Source organism: Thalassospira sp. GO-4 (assembly GCF_023588965.1).
Lineage (GTDB): Bacteria > Pseudomonadota > Alphaproteobacteria > Rhodospirillales > Thalassospiraceae > Thalassospira > Thalassospira povalilytica.
In genome coordinates this window covers 1596591-1616662 of the sequence record NZ_CP097807.1, presented here as the reverse complement: position 1 = coordinate 1616662, position 20072 = coordinate 1596591, and the positions used below count along the sequence as shown (strand labels likewise).

The 20072-nt window shown below is 54.5% G+C and carries 15 protein-coding genes; 11 read left to right on the top strand and 4 right to left on the bottom strand.

Features of this window, described 5'->3' with window-relative positions; genetic code table 11:
• Positions 1-85 precede the first annotated feature (85 nt).
• Positions 86-997: an SMP-30/gluconolactonase/LRE family protein gene (locus M9H61_RS07610; RefSeq protein ID WP_250284273.1), complete on the top strand. Its 912-nt coding sequence runs from the start codon at positions 86-88 to the stop codon at positions 995-997.
• 25 nt (positions 998-1022) lie between these two features.
• Here the strand turns inward: M9H61_RS07610 and M9H61_RS07605 are convergent, their stop codons facing one another.
• Entirely contained in the window at positions 1023-2165 is a 1143-nt protein-coding gene (locus M9H61_RS07605) for an ROK family transcriptional regulator (protein WP_250284272.1), read from the bottom strand.
• Positions 2166-2365: 200 nt separating this feature from the next.
• Here M9H61_RS07605 and M9H61_RS07600 point away from each other — a divergent pair, with 200 nt between their 5' ends.
• The 7 genes from M9H61_RS07600 to M9H61_RS07570 all read left to right on the top strand — a co-directional run bounded on the left by M9H61_RS07600 (position 2366) and on the right by M9H61_RS07570 (position 12079).
• Positions 2366-3604, top strand: a complete 1239-nt coding sequence (locus M9H61_RS07600; RefSeq protein WP_250284270.1) for an extracellular solute-binding protein — start codon at positions 2366-2368, stop codon at positions 3602-3604.
• Positions 3605-3696: 92 nt separating this feature from the next.
• Positions 3697-4581 carry a carbohydrate ABC transporter permease gene (locus M9H61_RS07595; RefSeq protein WP_068517949.1) on the top strand — a complete coding sequence of 295 codons (885 nt, stop codon included), beginning with the start codon at positions 3697-3699 and terminating at the stop codon, positions 4579-4581.
• A gap of 2 nt (positions 4582-4583) precedes the next feature.
• Positions 4584-5432: a carbohydrate ABC transporter permease gene (locus tag M9H61_RS07590; protein WP_250284267.1), complete on the top strand. Its 849-nt coding sequence runs from the start codon at positions 4584-4586 to the stop codon at positions 5430-5432.
• A 5-nt stretch (positions 5433-5437) separates the two neighbouring features.
• Positions 5438-6487, top strand: coding sequence for a carbohydrate kinase family protein (locus M9H61_RS07585; protein ID WP_250284265.1), 1050 nt, complete (start codon positions 5438-5440; stop codon positions 6485-6487).
• 1 nt (position 6488) lies between these two features.
• Complete coding sequence (locus M9H61_RS07580; RefSeq protein WP_250284263.1) at positions 6489-7586, top strand: ABC transporter ATP-binding protein; 1098 nt, start codon at positions 6489-6491, stop codon at positions 7584-7586.
• A 122-nt stretch (positions 7587-7708) separates the two neighbouring features.
• Entirely contained in the window at positions 7709-9277 is a 1569-nt protein-coding gene (locus M9H61_RS07575; RefSeq protein WP_250284260.1) for a YbaY family lipoprotein, read from the top strand.
• A 219-nt stretch (positions 9278-9496) separates the two neighbouring features.
• Complete coding sequence (locus tag M9H61_RS07570; protein ID WP_250284258.1) at positions 9497-12079, top strand: response regulator; 2583 nt, start codon at positions 9497-9499, stop codon at positions 12077-12079.
• A 77-nt stretch (positions 12080-12156) separates the two neighbouring features.
• Here M9H61_RS07570 and M9H61_RS07565 read toward each other — a convergent pair whose 3' ends face one another.
• The 3 genes from M9H61_RS07565 to M9H61_RS07555 all read right to left on the bottom strand — a co-directional run bounded on the left by M9H61_RS07565 (position 12157) and on the right by M9H61_RS07555 (position 17100).
• Positions 12157-15177, bottom strand: a complete 3021-nt coding sequence (locus tag M9H61_RS07565) for a response regulator (RefSeq protein ID WP_250284256.1) — start codon at positions 15175-15177, stop codon at positions 12157-12159.
• A 259-nt stretch (positions 15178-15436) separates the two neighbouring features.
• Positions 15437-15943, bottom strand: a complete 507-nt coding sequence (locus tag M9H61_RS07560; protein WP_082817733.1) for a GNAT family N-acetyltransferase — start codon at positions 15941-15943, stop codon at positions 15437-15439.
• A gap of 23 nt (positions 15944-15966) precedes the next feature.
• Positions 15967-17100 carry a type III PLP-dependent enzyme gene (locus M9H61_RS07555; RefSeq protein WP_101247393.1) on the bottom strand — a complete coding sequence of 378 codons (1134 nt, stop codon included), beginning with the start codon at positions 17098-17100 and terminating at the stop codon, positions 15967-15969.
• A gap of 597 nt (positions 17101-17697) precedes the next feature.
• Here M9H61_RS07555 and M9H61_RS07550 point away from each other — a divergent pair.
• The 3 genes from M9H61_RS07550 to M9H61_RS07540 all read left to right on the top strand — a co-directional run bounded on the left by M9H61_RS07550 (position 17698) and on the right by M9H61_RS07540 (position 20025).
• Positions 17698-18924 (top strand): SLC13 family permease, encoded by a 1227-nt coding sequence (locus tag M9H61_RS07550; protein ID WP_250284253.1) that lies wholly within the window; start codon positions 17698-17700, stop codon positions 18922-18924.
• Between the two features lie 8 nt (positions 18925-18932).
• Positions 18933-19346, top strand: a complete 414-nt coding sequence (locus M9H61_RS07545; RefSeq protein WP_250284250.1) for a DUF3830 family protein — start codon at positions 18933-18935, stop codon at positions 19344-19346.
• 85 nt (positions 19347-19431) lie between these two features.
• Positions 19432-20025 (top strand): DedA family protein, encoded by a 594-nt coding sequence (locus M9H61_RS07540; RefSeq protein ID WP_068517960.1) that lies wholly within the window; start codon positions 19432-19434, stop codon positions 20023-20025.
• The last annotated feature ends 47 nt before the right edge of the window (positions 20026-20072 follow it).

Here is a 20072-nt window from a genome sequence, read left to right as displayed (position 1 = left end):
GGTAGCAGTATGGATCAGGTATTTCCGGTATGGGGGAAGGGCTTTGCAAACAGCCCGCCTTTACCGGAACAAAGCGGAAAACCGCATGAAATATCAGGGAGAAACCATGGCCAACGTGAAAACCGTCTTGCCAAACCTGCGCTGCACGCTGGGCGAAGGCCCGCATTGGGATGCCAAGGATGGCGTGCTGTACTGGGTGGATATTGTCGGAAAGACCGCCTTTGCCCTGCGTCCAAGTGATGGCGCATCGCGCAGCTGGACATTCGATCAGCCGGTTGCGGCAATTGTCCCGCGCGAAAATGACGGGCTTCTGGTTGCCCTTGCCGATGGTTTGGCGTTTCTTGATGCCGAAAGCGGGGAAACAACGCCCTTTGTCGCGCCAGATCGCGACCATGCGGGCAACCGGTCCAATGAAAGCCGGGTGGATCCGGCGGGGCGGTTCTGGCACGGCACCATGCAAAACAATATCGGCCCGAATGGCGAAGACCTTCCTGTGACGGTCTCGACCGGAACACTCAACCGGGTGGGGCCGGACGGGGAAACAACCCGTTTCCTGTCTGATATCGGGATTTCCAATACGCTGCTTTGGTCGGCCGACGGCAAGAAGATGTTCTTTGGCGACACCATCAAGGATACGCTGAATGTCTATGACTATGACATGGCGACCGGGGTCCCCAGCAATCCGCGCGTATTCTTTGGCCCGCAGGATCGCGGCAATATGGACGGATCGGCGATGGATGCCGATGGCTATATCTGGAATGCGCGCTGGGGCGGCAGTTGCCTGATCCGCTTTGCCCCGGATGGCAGCGTCGACCGGATCATTGATCTTCCGGTGACCCAGCCGACCAGTTGCGTGTTTGGCGGCCCGGACCTTAAGACGCTTTATATTACCTCGGCCGCGGTTGGGCTGGATGGCAATGGCAACGAACTGGAAGGCGCGCTGTTATCGATCCAAACAGATGTCGCCGGTCAGCCCTGCACGCGCTTTGCCGGATAGGGGCGCACGACGTTTTCCTGCTAACTCATCCTTTGGCATCCCGGATTTTCAGCATGTTCTGAAAGTCCGGGACCAGTTCATGATAAATCGGCAAGGCCGCAGCACCCATTGCCGCGGACAGCAGGTTGCCAACGCCTGCCTGCACCGGAAGCGCATTGCCAAGCGGGGTGCGACTGCCAGCAGATTCAAGACGGCCAAGCTCAATAAGCAACGCATCAAGGATTGACGCGGGCAACAAACCGCCCAGCATGACGGCCTGTGGATCAAGCATGCTGCCAAGGATTTGTACCGCCGTTGCCAGATGCGGGGCGGCCTGTTTGATCCAGCGTTTGACCGGTTCATCATCGGGTGACAGCTGGGCCAGACGGTTAAGTGTCGTATCATTCAAAAGCGCGTCGCGATCGGCCGCATCAAATTCATCATACAGCGCCAAAAGCGACACATAACGTTCAAGGCATCCCTTGCGTCCGCACGGGCAATCGCGCCCATGGGGTTCGACCGGCAAATGGCCGATCTCACCAGCCGCCCCGTTGGTGCCGTGAATGATCTGGTTATCCATGAAAAGACCGGCACCCAAGCCATAGCCGATAAAGACATAAACGAAATTTTCCAGCGTTCTGGCATTACCATACAGCTTTTCGGAAATCGCGGCGGCATCGGCGTCATTTTCGGCAAATACCGGGCAATCGATCTTTTCCGACATGGCGGCAACAATATCGAAATTTTCCCACCCCGGCGCGATGCCGGTCGGACCGGCAATGCCGACGGGGCCCGGCATCGCAATGCCGATCCCGATATTGCGTGCAGGATCAAGTCCGCAATCGGCAATGATTTTACGAGTTGCCTCAATCAGCAATTCGACCGCGCGTTCGGGATTGGGATGGTTGAATTGCTGGCTGATGCGCGCACGTTCCTCGCCCAGAAGATTGACCAGTACCGCGTCAAACTGTGTTCCGGTCAGCTGAAATCCGATGGCATAACCGCCATCCGGGTTCAGGCGATAGGGGCGGGCGGGCTGGCCACGTTTTTGACGAATCGGTTCACCAGCCAGAAGAAGACCCGTTTCTTCGAGTTCCCCGACCAGGTTCGAAATCGTCTGGGCCGACAGATTGGTGATGCGCGTAATATCTGCCCGTGACAATCCGTCATGGCGTCTGACCGCGTCCAACACCGCACGTCTGTTGTGATTCTTGGCGTGTAAAAGGTTGGTTCCCGTGACGCTCTTTGGTTGTTTTTTCATCTTTGCCATTGCCGCCCATTTTCTTTTGACTTATTAATTACATCAAATTGAATTAATAATAAAGCCTGTCCTCAATCAGGCTTGTCGTCTATCCAAGTCGTATCCTATGTATCAGGGAGATATAAATCATGAATATCAAGAATATCATGACGGGTGCTGCGATCGGCGTGCTGGCCGCATCGGGTGCCGCGCATGCTGATGTGACCCTCAATGCGCTGTTCATGGCGCAGGCTGCCTATAGCGAAGATGACATTCGCAACATGACGGCCGAGTTCGAAGCCGCCAATCCCGGCATCAAGGTCAATGCCGAACTGGTTCCATACGAAGCCCTGCATGACAAGATCGTGCTGTCGCAAAGTGCCAATGGCTATGACGTTGTTCTGTATGATGTGATCTGGCCGGCGGAATTTGCGCAATATCAGCTGCTTGAAGATGTCACGTCACGCATTGATGACAAAACCCGGTCAGGCATTCTCGACGGTGCGTGGACCACGGTGGAATATGATGGTGCGCTGTATGGCATGCCATGGATCGCCGATACCAAGTTCCTGTTCTATAACAAGGACATGCTCAAAGCTGCCGGTTTTGACAATCCGCCCGCAACCTGGGAAGAACTGCGCGCACAGGCCGCAGCCATCAAGGAAAAGGGCATTGTCGACTATCCGCTGGTCTGGTCCTGGTCGCAGTCCGAAGCCGCCATTTGTGATTATACCACCATCCTTTCGGGCATGGGCGGTGAATTCCTTGATGCCGATGGCAAACCGGCCTTCAATACCGGTGGTGGTCTCAAGGCGCTTGAATATATGGTTGGTACCCTTGATGACGGCCTGACCAACCCGAATTCCCGTGAATATCTTGAAGAAGACGTTCGTCGCGTATTCTCCAGCGGTCAGGCAGCTTTCGCGCTGAACTGGGGCTATATGTATAGTCTTGCCAATGACCCGGCCGAAAGCCAGGTTGCCGGCAAGGTCGGCATTGCACCGGCACCGGGGACTGATGGTGTTTCGAAGGCATCGGCTGTCAACGGTTCGATGGGTCTTGGGATCCCGACCAAAAGCGGTCACAAGGAAGAAGCCTGGAAATATATCCAGTTCCTGACCTCGCAGAATGTGCAGGACAAATTTGCCAAGCTCAGCCTGCCGGTATGGGAAGCATCCTATTCCAACCCGGACGTGATCAAAGGCCAGGAACCGTTTGTCGAAGCGGCCAAAACCAGCCTTGCTGTCATGGCACCGCGCCCGACCATGGCATCCTATCAGGAAGCATCATCTGTTCTGCAAGAAGCCCTTCAGAATGCGATGCTTGGTTCGGTCAAACCGGCAGATGCCCTGAATGACGCAGCCGAGACCATCTCGGACATGCAATAAGCGCGAAAGCGTCTTTTCGATCCAGAACCCGGACTTGTGTGATCCTCCTCCATGCTTGTCCGGGTTCAAACTCCGGAGCCGAATGCACCGCTATGATTTCCTATCGTAAAACGGTGACGGCGTGGCTTTTACTGACCCCGATGATCGTGATCATCGTCGGGGTCAGTGGCTACCCGCTGATCAAGACGATCTATTACAGCCTGACCGGTGCGAAACTGATTGCGCCCGACGTCACCAGCATCTTTGTCGGCTTCGACAACTATGTGCGTGCGCTGTCTTCTTCCAAGTTTCTTGAAGCCATCTGGCACACCACCTATTTCGCCGTCATTTCCGTCGGGGCGGAAATGGTGATCGGTGTTCTGGTTGCGCTGTTGCTGAACGAAGCCTTTGCCGGGCGGACCCTGTTGCGCGCCATGCTGATTTTGCCGCTTGCGCTGCCGACGGTGGTCAACGCCATGATGTGGCGGTTGATCTATAACCCGGATTTCGGGGCGCTGAATGCGCTTCTGGTCCAGATCGGGATGCTTGATGCCTATCGCTCCTGGCTGGGGGACCCGGCAACCGCCCTTGATATGGTCATTCTGGCCGATGTCTGGAAAAACTTCCCGCTGGTGGCCCTGATTGCGCTGGCCGCCCTTCAGACCGTGCCCAAGGATTTGTACGAGGCCGCCACCCTTGACGGGGCAGGGGTGTGGAACCGGTTTTGGCGCATTACCCTTCCGGCCATTCTGGGGCCGCTCAGTGTCGCGCTGGTTTTGCGCACGATCGAAGCCTTCAAGGTCTTTGACATCATCTATGTCATGACCCGTGGTGGCCCGGCCAGCAGTACCAAGACCGTCAGTTTCTATGTCTATCAGGAAGCGTTTGCCTATATGCGCGTCGGTTCCGGGGCATCCTATGCGCTGATTGTTGTTTTGATCAGTGCCTGTCTGATTGCCGGATACATGTATCTGATCCGCAAGCAGGGAGAAGTGTGATTATGAAGGCATCCCTGACAAAAAAGATCTGCATCTATCTGGGGGCACTTGTTCTTGCCACCGTGATTGCGGTGCCGGTTTTGTGGCTGTTTATCATGAGCATCAGCTCATCCACCCATCTGACCACATTGCCGCTGCAATGGTGGCCGGATGCGCCGACCTTTGAAAATTATCGCAATCTTTTGGTGTTTGCCGAAAACAGCCCGTCGGCCAGTTTCCTCTATGGCATCCGCAACAGCATCATCATTGCCTTTGCCGCGACCGGTCTTTCGATCATTGCGGCCATTCCGGCGGCCTACAGCTTTTCGCGTTTGCCCGGACCACGGCGCAAGAACCTGCTTTATGCGGTGATTGCGATCTTTATGTTGCCGCCTGTGGCAATCGTTTTGCCGCTTTATACGGTGATGAGTGCGCTTGGGCTTCTTAATACCCACTTTGCCCTGATCATTGTCTATTGCTCGATCCTGTTGCCCTTCACGACCTGGCTTCTCAAAAGCAACTTTGACACCATTCCGGGCGATCTTGACGAAGCCCCGATCATTGATGGTGCCAACCGCTTGCAGGCCATCTGGTATGTGATCCTGCCGATCGCCCGTCCGGCCCTTGGCGCGGCGGTGATGATGGCGGTGTTGCTGGCCTGGGATGAATTTTTCTACGGGCTTTTGTTCACCAATGACATTCGGGCCAAAACCATCACGGTGGCGATTGCCGATCTGGCGGCCGGGCGTGTGGCGGATTACGGCCTGATTTCAGCAGCCGGAATTCTGGCGGCGGCCCCCCCGGTCATTCTGGCCTTCTTCATGCAGAAAACCCTGGTGTCCGGACTTGCAAGCGGCAGTGTAAAGGGATGAATGCCATGACAAAATCACATCCGGGCGTTCGTCCTGATCCGGCACGTCCGATCATATCGATTGGCACGATCAATGTGGATCAGTTGATGGGCCCCATCGCCCATTGGCCGCAACCAGGGACCGAGACCGTCTATCCCGATTATGAAATGCGGATCGGCGGCGGCTGCGGTAATTTTGGTGCGGCTTTGATGGCGCTTGATGCCCATCAGCATATCGTCGTCAATGTCGGCAAGGACGCCATGGGCGACTGGCTGTGCACGCAGTTCGGGCCGCTTGCCGATCACTGGCATCGCAGCGATACCGTGACCTCGGTGACGTTTGGCCTGACCCATCCCGATAAGGAACGCACGTTCCTGTCAAACGAAGGGCACAGTTCGATCTTTGACGCGACAATGGTGCGCGAAATGCTGTCGGGAACCCGGGTTGATGGTGCGATTGCACTGTTTGTCGGAACGTTTTTGATGCCCGGCCTGCTGCCTGATTGCGCTAGCCTGATGAAGGAACTGCATGACAGCGGCGCGATTGTTGCCCTTGATACCGCATGGCCGACCGGCGGATGGAGCGATGATGTCCAGACCCATCTTGAAAGCTGGTTGGGCTATGTGGATATCCTTCTGATCAATGATGCCGAGGCATCGGGCATTCTGGGCATTTCACAAACCGAATTTGCCCGCGATATCGAAACATATCTGGCCCGTATTGCCGATAAACTGCCATCCGATGCGATCATTGTGGTCAAACGCGGGGCGGCGGGGGCGACGGCTTTTGCCGATGGCAAGATCCTGCATGTGCCCGTACCCGGACCGGTTGACGTTGTCGACACCGTGGGGGCGGGGGATTGCTTTAACGCGGGCTTTTTGATGGCGTTGCAGATGCAGGCCGCTTTGCCCGATGCATTACGCGCCGGGATCGAAGTCGCCGGCAAGGCCATTGCCAGCAACCCGCGCAAATATCCCGAAATTTCCGATCTTTGCCCTGATGTCGCAGCGGTCCTGTCCGCACCAGTGCCGACCGGCGAAGAAATCATGACATTCGACCAGGTGGAGAATAGCTGAAATGTCGTCTGTATCTTTGTTCAATGTCACAAAGTCGTTTGGCACAGCCGACATCATCAAGGGCGTGGATCTGTCGATCAGGGACGGGGAGCTTGTGGTTTTTGTCGGCCCGTCGGGCTGTGGCAAATCCACATTGCTGCGCATGATTTCCGGGCTTGAAGAAATCACCGCTGGTGAAATCCATCTGGGGGACAAGCGTGTTGATCATCTTCCGGCGTCTGATCGCGATATTGCCATGGTGTTTCAGTCCTATGCGCTTTATCCGCATATGACAGTCGCGGAAAATATCGGCTTCCCGCTTAAGATGGCGGGGGGGGCGAAATCCGATATGGATGCCAAGACCCGCGAAATCGGCGATGTTTTGCAATTGCTTCATTTGTTTGATCGCACCCCCAAACAGCTTTCTGGCGGGCAGCGCCAGCGTGTTGCGATTGGCCGGGCCCTTGCGCGGGATCCCAAAATCATTTTGCTTGATGAACCGCTTTCAAATCTTGATGCGGCACTTCGCGTCGATATGCGGATGGAGCTTGCCCGTCTGCACCGCGAACTTGGGGCGACCATGATTTACGTTACCCATGATCAGGTCGAAGCCATGACCATGGCGGACCGGATTGTGGTGTTGCGTGACGGGATTGTCGAACAGGTGGGAACGCCGCTTGATCTTTATCTGCAACCGGCCAACCGGTTTGTTGCCGGATTTATCGGATCACCCAAGATGAATTTCTGGGATGCACGCAGTGACGAGAACGGGCGTGTTGTGATGCCATCGGGGCTTGCGGTGGCGATGGGCGATCATGTTGCCGCCAACCGGTCGCTGACGGTGGGGGCGCGGCCCGAACATCTGGTTCTGTGCGATGAAGGCAATGCCGCATTGAAGGGCACGGTCTTGGCAGTCGAACATCTTGGATCGGATACGTTTGTTCAGCTTCATTGCGGGATTGGCGATCCGTCACAGATGGACGTCAATGTGCGTCTGGCGGGCATTGTCCGGGTTTCGATCGGCGATCAGTTGGCCCTGACGATTGCCGATCAGGACAACTGGCATCTTTTTGATGGTGACGGCATTCGTCTTGATCCGCCTGCTGACAGGGCAGCCTGAACGCAAAACAGCAGCAAATAACGTGCCTTGCCCCTTTTTGGCCTTGGTTTTAGGTGTTTTTGGCGGCAACATTGTGCGCATATAAATGCACAATCCAAAAAAACGAGCAAACCGGGGTCTCAATGAACTCAATATCGTCCGCGAAAATGTGGGTAAGGACGTTACTTGCCATTGGCATGGTCACGTTGTTATCGGCCTGTGCGGCATTTCAAACCAGCACGACCAGGGTCACCGGTTCGGTGACCTATCGCGAACGGATTGCGCTGTCGCCTGATAATGCGTTTCTGGTTGTCAGGCTGCGGGATGTATCGCGTGCCGATGCGCCGTCAGTGGAAATCGCATCCCTGCGTCAGCCGGTGTCAAACCCGCCGATGGTTTTTGTCCTGCCCTATGACGGATCGAAAATCGATCCGCGCATGACCTATGCGCTTGAAGCCGAAATCGTCAATTCCGACGGTGATACGCTGTTTCGCAATGATCAGGTCTATCGGGTGCTGACCGGTGATGCGCCAAGTGATGTGGAAATTACGGTGCGTCCGGTGTCACATACCCAGTCTGACGGGGCGCGCAAATTTGACGGTGCCGATACCGCGCGCGACATTGCCGCAATCGAAGCCCGCCTGCCATCCTTGCGGGTTATTCCCGGTCAGTATGTCGCATCCGATCATACCGTGACCTATAAGGCATATGTCTCGCCCGAAGGCGAACCGATGATGGTGGACGAGCATCGCGACCTTGGTGATTACGGCACCTCGGATGTGAAGCTTTATTACCGCAATGGTCAGCTGTTGCGGTTTTCGGAAAATGCCACGCGCGTCAATTATGACGGGGCACAAAGCGACACGCCGCTGGAATACAGCTTGCAGCTTGATTTCGCGCAAGGCCGCTTTTCATCGGGGACCAAGACCGTCAATGGCGTGCAAAGCAATCCGGACGAACATGAAGTCAGTGGTGCCCTTGCCCAAAGCAAGGTGGCATTAAGCCGCATCGACGCGATGCTGGCCCAGATGAACAGCGATACCGCAAAACTTGGCGGGTCAAAGGTCTTTGTCTGTGACGATCAAAGCCGTTTTTCGGTGACCTTCGAACAGCGTATTGATCGCGCCACCGTCGAATTCCCCGGTCGCGAACCGCTATCGTTGGCCCGTATTCCGACCGGGTCGGGATATGGCTATGCCAATGATCTGTATGAACTGCGCGGCAAGGGCGAAGATGCGATCTGGCAAACCCCGTCTGGCGAAACCCATTGTGCCGTGTCTGCCGCACCGGTCGGCCTGGCATTGCCGCCGGGCAACTTCCCGGTGGTCAAGCTTGATGAGCTGAAATCGGCGGGCAAAGGTATCTGGACCGAATATTTCGCCGATCTGCAACCGGCGATTACGGCCTGCCTTGCGGAAAATCCGGGCGATCTGGTGTCGGTTCTCAAGGCCTGGCCGATGAACCACGGCATGGTCGGGGTGCGGACGGTGAATGGCAATGGCGGGCGTTATGACTGTCTGGTTCCGGCCGATGGCATGGGCACGGTTCATACCGAACTGGTGGAAACCACCACCAATATCCTACCGGGTGAGGACGAAGTCCGCTTTACACCGGCCAGCAGTGCCTATCCCGACGGAAAATGTTTCAGCCATCAACGGCTTGAAGATGGCGCGGTCTTTCTGGGCTGGTTGTCAAAAGATTCCTGTTCATAGGAAATTGTGATCCAACTTGGTCGCTCCCGACATTTCAAAAAGACGCTACGACATGCTCGGGCGTCTTTTTTTTGTTTGGCCATCAATAGCCTTCATCGCAAAGTAAAACTATTCTTATGAGTGACTTACAATAGGTTGGTGCTGTATCTATATACACCCAAAGGAACAATTTATCGCGAAATAATGTTTCCAGGGTTGTGTACCTGGGGGAGTTAGTTGATGTCGGAAGATATGAAACCGGACAAAGCTATGATCAGCGTGTGTGTTGTGATTGTCGCGCTGACTGGTCTGGGCTCATATGTGGTTGGACTTCCCGTTGTGAATGAAGTTCTGGGCGGTTGTGTCGTTCTTCTGACGATACTGGCATTTTACTGTATTTTCCGGAATACGACCCAAAGTGCGGAACGGGAACACAAAGACACACGTTCGGTTTTGCAGCGTGAGCTGGTCGAATGTATTTACATGCTTCCGGTCCCGGCATTGGCGATTGACAGCAATCATCAAATCATCGGCTGTAACGGTCATCTGCGTGAGATCATCGGGCTTTCAAGCGAAACGATATCAGGGTTGAAATTTGATCTTCCTTCAAACGGAAAAGAAGGCGGGGAGAGCGATCAGGACGACGATGAATGGCCAAACTGGCTGGTTTCGGAACGCCAGTCCCTGAAAATTGGCAGGCACACGATATCGGGAACAGTAATTCTGGTTCCGCTTCGCAGCAGCACAGGCGAGGGGAGTGATGCGCTGGTCATCATCCGGCCGGAAGAAGACCTGGGCAGCATCCGCGAACCTGTTTCGATCGGTGTTCAGGGCAGTTTGAAGCTGAATGATGATGACCGGATGTTGTTGCGTGAACTTAGTCACGACATGCGGTCGCGCTTTCAAAACGCATCAGGCATTCTTGATCTTGCAGAAATGAGCGCCGTCGGTCCCGATGCCCAACGCTATTTTTCGGGGTTGCAGAAAATATACCGCGAAGCAGCAGACCGCGCAGATTCCGTGATTTCATTTTTTGAACTGGATTTTCAGGTCAAGGAAGGCAGTTACGAGACATTTGGTATCGATGAGCTGCTAAACGATATTTCTTTCGCGCTGGGACAGCGCAAGGATATCGAAGATAACGAAATCCTGTTTGATACCGATCTCAGTGTCGAAAAGGCGATCAAATACCACAAAAAGCTGGTTGCAAAGCTGGTTTGTCATCTTGTTTTGCATGTCATTGGCGGTGAAGTCGGCAAAACGGTGTTGATCCGTGTTCGAATGACCGACAGTGAGGACAAACTCCCCGAACTCAGTGTCGAAGTATTGACCAAAGACAAGATTGGTGGTGGGGCGTCCGGCGGAATTCACCTGGATCTCGAAATTGCCCGGCGTATCGCCCCGGCGATTGGTGGTGAATTGTTCCTTGATCATCAAAATCTGGAAATGACGGGTCTTCATTTCCAGGCAAGTGTCGAAGGGATTGACAGTTTCAGATCCGGCTTCGTTGTCCCGGCACATCTTAAAAACCTTCAGGCACTTATTGTTGATGATAATGAAACATCCCGAACCGTGTTTGAGCAGCTGACATCTGCACTTGGCTGGACGGTTGATGTTGCGGCGTCAGGCGAAGCAGCAATGCATATGATCCGGTTCAAACAAGGCATGCGGGAGTCATATGACGTCATTCTGATTGATTGGCGCATGCCTGGTATGGATGGCTGGCAAACCAGCGAGGAAATCAGAAAGCTTCAGAATGGTGGCAAGGTGCCGATCATTGTTATGATATCCGCCCATAACCGGACATTCCTGTCCAAAAATATCCAGGACCGCGGGCGGGTGTTGAATGGCTTCCTGACCAAACCGGTGACACTCAGCATGTTGCTTGACGCGGTTGCCGATGCAACAGCCCATGTCCATGAACCGGTCACCGATAGAGATAACCGAGGATCCAGCGCCGAACCGCTGTCGGGCAATACGGTGCTGATCGTTGATGACAACCAGATGCACCGCGAAGTCGCCAAGGAATTCATGATCCGCAACGGGGCACAGGTCTATACCGCGTCGGGCGGTTATGAAGCGATCAGCAAAGTGCAGAATTACCGCGACGAGATCGATATCGTTCTGATGGATGTGCAAATGCCTGACCTGAACGGGTTTGATGCGGTCAAACGTATCCGCGAACTGGGGTATCAGGATATTCCGGTCCTGATGATGACAGCCAACAGCACATCCGAACTTCATCACCGAAGCCTTCAATCGGGTGCCAACGAAGTGGTGATCAAGCCGTTCGTAATGCGCGAAATTGTCATGGCCATGTCCAAATATGTTGGCAGGGCCCGGCAATTCAGGAACACAGATAAAAACGCCAGACATTCGGTAGAGGCATGGAAGGTTGGTCGGGATCTTGGTTTCAATGCTGATGTGATCGAACAGCGCTTTGACGGACAATCGTCAACCTACGTCAATTCGCTCAAGACATTCGTCCGTGATGCAAAACGGTTGACCCACAAGCTTGAAATCGATCGCGGACGCAAGGTCTGGGAAGACATTGTGCGTGAAACGACTGCGCTGGGTGGATTGCTGTCTGTGGTCGGGGCGGTGGAAGATTCCCTTAAATTCAAACAGCATGCCGAGATGTTGCAAAAAATCCAGAGGGGCGAAACTGTCGGGCCAGCCAATATCGACAATGCCTTGCAGGATGTTGGTCGCGGCCTGATTGATTTGCTCAATACCCGGATCGCGGCAACCGAACAGTTCCTTGAACAGTTGGAAGAAGAAGCGGGCGATGAAGGGGACAATGAAGGGGGCAAAGAGGCCTGAATATCAGGCCGTCTGATCGTCCCCTTCGGTCAATTCATTCCACTTCATTCCCTGTATTCCCTGGGGCGGCGATTATCCTAGTTGGATGTTTCGTCGCCCTTGGTAGCAAGGATCGCCAGCGTCTCGTCCAGAACGCGGTCAAATTCGTCCAGCATTGCCGCAACCTTTTCGATCTCTCCGTTATGGGTCAGTCGTTCCATTTCGGCCGACATTTTTGAAATCCGGGTTGCGGCGACCTGCGACGATGACCCCTTCATGATATGAAGCTGCTCGCTCAGGGTTTTGGTTTCGTTATCCTTGATCGCCTGATGAATTTGCGTCTGGCAGTCGCGTGCTTGCGGGTCATAGAGTTTGCAAAGGCGATGATACAGATCGACACTTCCTGCTGTCAGTTCGATTGCAAGCTTTTCCTCATGCAGGGGGAAGTCATCCCATGCCGATCCCGTCGCCTGTTGAGCCGGAATGACAGGGGCATCGGCGGGACTGCTGTCGGCTGACTGCACCGTTTCGTCAGCCGGTTTCGGGGCTGGGTTGCTTTTGTTTGATTTTGAGCCGACCCGCACATGTTTCAGGATTTTGGACACAATCAGTTCGAAATCAAAAGGCTTGCCGACAAAGTCATTCATGCCCGCTTCGCGGCATTTATGCTGTTCATTTTCCAGAACGCCAGCCGTCAGTGCGATGATCGGCAAATCAAGATCGGGATAGGATGAGCGCAGGCGTTCCGTTGCCTCAAGCCCGGTCATTTCGGGCATCTGCACATCCATCAGGACGATATCAAATGAATGTTTTTCGACCGCCGCAACGGCCTTGATGCCATTATCGGCGATATGGACCTTGGCGCCCAACGAGGTCAGCAAATCCTTTGCGACCTGCTGGTTCACAATGTTGTCCTCGGCCACCAGGACCTTCAATCCGGCAAGGGCATTGTCGGTGATCTTATAGGCCGGGGCACAGCCAGGACGGATTGCCGCACTGGCATCACTGACGGATGTAATCGCATCCATGAATGATGAACCGGTTACCGGCTTGGTCAGCAATTCAAAGTTCTTGCCATTTTTTGTCTGCGACAAAAGATCGCGTTCATAGGCCGTGACCATGATGATCGCCGGCATTTTTTCAAGCTTGTCGGCCGGAATGCGTTCAATGGTTTCCAAGCCGTCAAGTCCACCCGGCATTTGCCAGTCAATCATCAGGATGTCATAGGGCACCTTGGCATTAAGCAGCATGTCAATCGCCGTCTGACCGTCCGGTGCGGTGTCGGCCTTGACATAAAGCGAATGGGCAATGGTCTGAAGCGCTTCGCGGGTTGGTTCCTGATCATCGACAATCAGAACACGCAGGTTTTCCACCTTCTCGAAATAAAGCGGTGGGGCAATGTCACTTGGACCCGCACGCAGCGGTATTTTCAAGGTAAATGTCGATCCGCGACCCGGGCTGCTGCGCAGGGTAATTTGCCCCCCCATTGCAGTTGCCAGCCGGTTGGAAATCGCAAGTCCAAGCCCGGTTCCGCCAAACTTTCGCGTTGTTGACGCATCGGCCTGGGTGAACGGATTGAAAATGGTCTGTTGTTGATTTTCAGGAATGCCGATGCCGGTATCCGTGACCTGGAAACACAGGATCGGTTCGGGCGCATGTTCCTTGTGAACATCAAGGCGCACGGTTCCGGCATCGGTGAATTTGATCGCATTGCTGATCAGATTGACCAGAATTTGTTGCAGGCGCTGGGAATCCCCGATGATCGAGCGCGGCACATCGGGGGCGACATCAATCACCGCTTCGATGGCCTTGTCATTGACCGACATCGACATGATCGACCCGACATTGTCGATCACATCGGGCAGGACAAAGGGTTCCTGGTCCAGAACAAGTTCATTGGCCTCGATCTTCGAGAATGTCAGGATTTCGTCAATCACCCCCAACAGGAATTTGCCCGAAAGCCCGATCTGGCGAACATATTCACTTTGTTGCTGTTCAAGCGGGGTGCGTTTCAAAAGCTGCGTCAGTCCGAAAATCGCATTCATCGGGGTTCGGATTTCGTGGCTCATATTGGCCAGGAAGTCATCCTTGATCCGTGCCAGTTTTTCGGCGTCATTGCGCGCGATTTCAAGTTCGCTGTTAACGGTTTTCAGTTCTTCATTATAGCGCTGCGTGGCCAGCGCGCGCAGGTTGATCGTCCAAAGAATGCCGATCATGAACACCAGCAAAATCACCGAGGCAATAGTGATACCGGTTGAAAATACATTCCAGTATTGCATCGCATAGTCATAGGGACGCGACGTGGAAATCACCAATGCGTCGTTAAAGACCCGTTCGGCAACACCAAACCGGGCCTCACCGGTAAAGATATTGGAATAGACATTGGCAACGATTGGTGTGTCGGACTTGGCCAGGTCATCATAAATCTCTGCATCGGCCATCGATTTAGAGATCATGTCATCTTTTGCCGGTTTGCGTGCAACCAGATTGAAATTGCGGTCCAGCAGGGTGACATAATCGACCGGGATCGTTGATTTGGCGATGCGGTCAATCATCGTACCCGGATCGATCACAGTCGAAATCACACCGACCAATTGGCCGTATGGGTTGCGGATAGCCCGGGCGAATGAAATCTGCCAGCGGCCATCTACAAGGTTCTTGACCGGTCCTGACAGGAACCGCGGTGCATCACCGCCATCAAGGAAATATTTGACGTAATCACGCCCGGATAAATCGACATCCGGTGCCGGGAAACTGCGCGATGAATGGATGATGCGGCCATTTATGTCGGTCACACCGAACACGCGGACAATATCGAGTGCGTCGGCGGCCTGCTTGAGCAGAAGATGCTTTTCACGTGCCGAGTACCGTTCGTCATAAATGATGCTGCCAAGCGCGGTCAGGGTGGTTTCCACCCCGATCATTTGTTCTTCGACCTGACTGGCATAGCCATCAAGGAGATTTGTCAATGATCGCAGTTCGCGCTGCTCGGCATTTTCACTGAGCGGGAAATGCACATAATAGTTGAATCCGAGAACCAGAAGGGTGATTGCCGCGGCTGCAAGGGTGACGGGCATGCTGCTGCGACGGAGGAGTGCCTGTTTCAAACCTTCAAGCATAAAGTAATCCCGGGTCATTCGTGTTTCAAAAGCGAAAGCATCAGTTCGGCTTAGGATCAACGCATTACAGGTCGTGTGTGGGGTCTCAACTTGCAATGCAATTGCAAAAATCTTCTCTGTGCAACCAGAACGTCCACTATGAATTGTCAGTAGATTTAAGACAAGACTGTTTTGTTTTTCAGTAGTTTGCAAGTGAACAGGCACAAAAAAAATCCCGCAGCATTTGCCGCGGGATTTTGAAGTTTTATTCTGGCTTGCCTTAGTGGGTACGCTGGCCTGTGGCATAAAGCATGCCGTGCGTGCCGCTCAGGACGTCTTCATTGCCAAGATTGATCGCCTGGAACCGGTGTCGATCAAAATGGCCGGGCATCAAAAGCCCGTTGGCGGGGGCTGCCTGGAAGCCAAAGCGCGCGTAATAGTCCGGGTCTCCGACCAGAAGAACCGAACGGTGACCGGCCGATTGCGCAGCGTTAAGGGCTGCGTAAACCAGACCGGCACCAACGCCCGATCCGCTATAGATCTTTTCGACCGCAAGCGGACCCAGCAACAGCGCGCTACCGCCGTTGCCCGCATTGACATTCCACAACCGGACAGTGCCGATCAGTTGTTTGCCGTCGTGGGCGACAAACGCAAGACCGTCCGCCGGAAGCCGATCACGGCGCAGGATTTCAGACGATTTCTGAAACCGCGCCGGACCCATGACGCGATCAAGCAGCTTTTCACGTTCGACGTGGTCAAAGCGGCCTTCGCGATCAATCGTGATCACTGATCTGTCTTTCCCGAATAGGGTCAGATGATATAGGCGGTCAGCGGCGAGAAGCCGTTAAACGCCACAGATGCATAAGTGGTGGTATAGGCGCCGGTTGCTTCGATCAGAACCTCGTCACCGATGGTCAGTGCGACCGGAAGGTCATAAGGTTTTTTCTCGTAAAGCACGTCGGCAGAGTCACAGGTCGGACCAGCCAGAACGCAAGGAGCAACATCGCCACCGTCATGAATGGTCGTGATCGGATAACGGATTGCTTCGTCCATGGTTTCGGCAAGGCCACCGAATTTACCGATATCAAGGTAAACCCAGCGCACCGGATCATCTTCGTGTTTGCGCGAAATCAGCACAACCTCGGCTTTGATCACGCCGGCATCACCAACCATGCCACGGCCTGGTTCGATAATGGTTTCGGGCATGTGATTGCCAAAGTGGGTGTGAAGCGCGTCAATGATCGCCGAGCCATATGCTTCGGTCGCCGGTACGTCACGCAGGTAACGGGTCGGGAAACCTCCACCCATATTGACCATGCGAAGGACGATGCCTTTGTCAGCCAGGGTACGGAAGATCATCGAGGCTTCTGCAAGGGCAGTGTTCCAGGCATCAAGGTTGCACTGCTGCGAACCGACATGGAACGACACGCCATAGGCATCCAGACCCATGTGATGGGCATGTTCAAGAACTTCGAGCGCCATCGAAGGCGCGCAACCGAATTTGCGCGACAGCGGCCATTCTGCGCCAACGCCATCGGTCAGGATGCGGCAGAACACACGCGATGCCGGTGCAACACGGGCAATTTTTTCGACTTCTTCGACGCAATCAACGGCGAACAGGCGAACACCCATTTCATAAGCGCGCGCAATGTCGCGTTCTTTTTTGATGGTGTTGCCAAACGAAATACGGTCCGGGGTGGCACCAGCGGCCATCGCCATTTCGATTTCGGGCACGGATGCGGTGTCGAAGTTGCTGCCAAGATCGGCAAGCAGGCTCAGAACTTCCGGGGCCGGGTTTGCTTTGACCGCATAGAAAATGCGGGAGTCAGGAAGCGCACGGGTAAAGGTCTCGTAGTTGCGCTGAACAACATCAAGATCCACAACAAGGCACGGGCCTTCCGGTCGGTTCTGTGCGAGAAAATCAATAATACGCTGAGTTGCCATTGGGGCGTTCTCCCATTCCACGAATATGGCAGCGTGCGGGTACCTGATGCGTATGGGCGCGGTGGAGGCGCGTGACGCGGACTACCTGCGTGCTGATAAGCTCCGGGGCCAACCGGAACTGCGAAGTTAAGTCTGCCTCGCTATGGAATGGGATTTCCCGTTCCGCACGTGGGCAATGATGGTGTGCCTCTTTAGTGTCGGTGGATTTGGACGCCACCTGAGACCAAAAAAGCCCTACACCGTCGTTGCTTTAAGTAAGTCCTACGGGTTCCAGTAAGCAGGACCACCACAGGCACGTGCGACTTTGGGCAAGGCGGGATTTACGCCTGTTGCTTTCCCGGCGCAAGTGAAATTTTCATCCCTTTTGTCCTGAAACAATCGCAGGATCGTCGAAGAACATATGCCGCAACGCAAAAAATGGCTCAAAAGGCCGTGTTTTTACCGGGCCGGGGCATGAGTTAACGCATTTTGGTATGGGGCATTGCAATTTGTGCATATCCTGTCACCCGATTGATCGTGTCCCCGGACCGGTTTGACGATACATATCGCTTTGAATTGCGCACGCGTCGCGCATCAATTTGAACAGGACGGCCTGGTGTGGACTGGTTGATTGTTGCTGTATTCGGGGGAGTCTATTTCGGCATGGCGCTGGGGCGCTGGCCGGGACTTGCGATCAATCGTACCGGCATTGCCGTGATCGGGGCGCTGATCCTGTTGCTGGCCGGGGCGATTGATGGTGATCAGGCCCTTGCCGCGGTGGATTTCGCCACCCTGTCGGTTTTGCTGACCCTGATGGTGTTGTCATCGCAATATGCCGCCAGCGGCTTTTTTGACTGGATCGGGGATCGCATCATTCATCTTGATCTGACACCGCGCGGGTTGCTTGCCGGGGTGATCATGGTGTGTGGCGGCCTGTCAGCCGTGATGACCAATGATGTGGTGGTCTGGGCGGTCACACCGATTCTGATTGCCGGGGTGGTGGCACGCGGTCTTGATCCCAAACCGTTTGTGATTGCGGTTGCCTGTGCGGCCAATGCCGGATCGGCCGCGACCCTGATCGGCAATCCGCAAAACCTGATGATTGCCGAATTCGGCCAGCTTGATTTCATGGCCTTTCTGCTGGCCTGCGGGGTGCCGGCGCTGATCGGGCTTGTGGTGGTTTATCTGGTGCTGGTTTACGGGCCGGCCACGCGCGACCTGTTGCGCTTTGCCAATCCCGGGCCCCGTATCGATGCGGACCAATCAATTACCCTGGATCGTGCCATGCTGACCAAGGCGGTGGTGGCAACGATTGCGGTGATCCTGATCTTTGTCTTTGTCGAAGAACGCGCACTTTGGTGTTTGCTGATTGTTGCGATGCTGTTGCTCAGTCGCAAGCTGGGCACCGATCAGGTGTTGGGACGTGTTGACTGGCATTTGCTGGCGCTGTTTTGCGGCCTGTTCATTGTCACCGGCGCGATGTCGGGCGATGATGTGATTGCCGCATTCTTTCGCGATCTGCTGATTGGTCTTCGCATTGATCAACCCGCCGTCCTGCTTGGCGTGTCGCTGGCGGGATCCAATACCATCGGCAATGTGCCGCTTGTGATGATGTTGCTTTCCCTTGGGCCGGACTGGTCGCAAAGCATGTTGCATGCCTTGGCGGTTTTCAGCACATTGTCGGGTAATTTTCTGATTGTCGGCTCGGTTGCCAATATCATTGCCGTTGAACAGGCCGCCAAGGCCGGCACGGTAATTTCCTTTGCCGATTACGCCCGCATCGGCGTGCCCGTCACCCTGATCAGTCTGGGGATGGCGCTGGGCTGGATATTATTGATTGCGTAGGACCAAACATGACCAAGATTAAAATCACCGCCGGCCCGTTTACCTTTGACGGTGTGCTTGAAACCGCCAAGGCCCCTGAAACCTGCAAGGCGTTTCTTGAACGCATGCCGTTTGAAAGCAAAGCCGTCCATGTGCGCTGGAGTGGCGAGGGTGTGTGGATGCCGCTGGGCGATTATCAGTTTGGTGTTGGCTATGAAAACCACACCAGCTTCCCTGCACCGGGCCAGATCATCCTCTATCCCGGCGGGATCAGCGAAACCGAAATCCTGCTGGCCTATGGCGGGGTCCATTTCGCCTCCAAGGTCGGCCAGCTTGCCGGCAACCATTTCATCACCGTGACCAGCAATCTTGAAGACCTTGAAAAGCTCGGCAAGATGACGCTCTGGGAAGGGGCGCAACCGATCCGGTTTGAACTGGCCTGAAGATATACTGTGAACCGGCACACTCGCCTCTTGAGGTCGATTGACCTAGAAGGCTTGCAATCTTCATCATTCAGGCGGGAAAGCCGTGTTCGAGACAATCAATCTGTGGATTCAGGATCACCAGCAGCTGGTCTATAGCCTGATCTTTACCTATTGCGTGAGCAAGGCCAGCATCCTGCCGGTTTTCGTCGGTGTGTTTGTGGTGTCTGAAAGCCTGCTTTTGGGGCCATCCATGATCGCGATGATTTCCGGGTCTGTGGCCGGTGATCTTTTGCGGTTCTGGCTGGGGCGCAAATATGGCGATGCGATTGTCCGCAAAATGCCCGACGCCCTTTCGAAATGGATGGGCAAGACATTGCGCCTGTTCGAACATTATGGCGTCGCCTATATCCTTTTGTGTCGGTATCCCAACACCATCCGATCGATCAGCGTATTTCCGGTCGGCATGAGTTCGATGTCATTCATGCGGTTCCTGCCGCTTAGCATCGCATCGATCCTGATCTGGATCGGGATCTATTTTGCGCTGGGGTATGTTCTGGGCGAAGGGATGTCGGAACTGCTTGAACGCAATCTGACGCTGTTAAGCCCGGTCTTGCTGATTGTGTTCCTCGGGCTTGGCTGGTTCGGGCTTAAACGCATCGACAAGCTTGAACAGCAGGCCGAAAAGGCAATCAAATAATCAAACAAAAACGGCAGCCCCATGGGACTGCCGTTTTTTCATGTTTG

Bases quoted from the DNA above. Each gene is read 5' to 3' on its own strand.
- M9H61_RS07610 (WP_250284273.1), top strand. From the start codon at position 86: ATGAAATATCAGGGAGAAACCATGGCCAACGTGAAAACCGTCTTGCCA.
- M9H61_RS07600 (WP_250284270.1), top strand. From the start codon at position 2,366: ATGAATATCAAGAATATCATGACGGGTGCTGCGATCGGCGTGCTGGCC.
- M9H61_RS07595 (WP_068517949.1), top strand. From the start codon at position 3,697: ATGATTTCCTATCGTAAAACGGTGACGGCGTGGCTTTTACTGACCCCG.
- M9H61_RS07590 (WP_250284267.1), top strand. From the start codon at position 4,584: ATGAAGGCATCCCTGACAAAAAAGATCTGCATCTATCTGGGGGCACTT.
- M9H61_RS07585 (WP_250284265.1), top strand. From the start codon at position 5,438: ATGACAAAATCACATCCGGGCGTTCGTCCTGATCCGGCACGTCCGATC.
- M9H61_RS07580 (WP_250284263.1), top strand. From the start codon at position 6,489: ATGTCGTCTGTATCTTTGTTCAATGTCACAAAGTCGTTTGGCACAGCC.
- M9H61_RS07575 (WP_250284260.1), top strand. From the start codon at position 7,709: ATGAACTCAATATCGTCCGCGAAAATGTGGGTAAGGACGTTACTTGCC.
- M9H61_RS07570 (WP_250284258.1), top strand. From the start codon at position 9,497: ATGTCGGAAGATATGAAACCGGACAAAGCTATGATCAGCGTGTGTGTT.
- M9H61_RS07565 (WP_250284256.1), bottom strand. From the start codon at position 15,177: ATGCTTGAAGGTTTGAAACAGGCACTCCTCCGTCGCAGCAGCATGCCC.
- M9H61_RS07555 (WP_101247393.1), bottom strand. From the start codon at position 17,100: ATGGCAACTCAGCGTATTATTGATTTTCTCGCACAGAACCGACCGGAA.
- M9H61_RS07545 (WP_250284250.1), top strand. From the start codon at position 18,933: ATGACCAAGATTAAAATCACCGCCGGCCCGTTTACCTTTGACGGTGTG.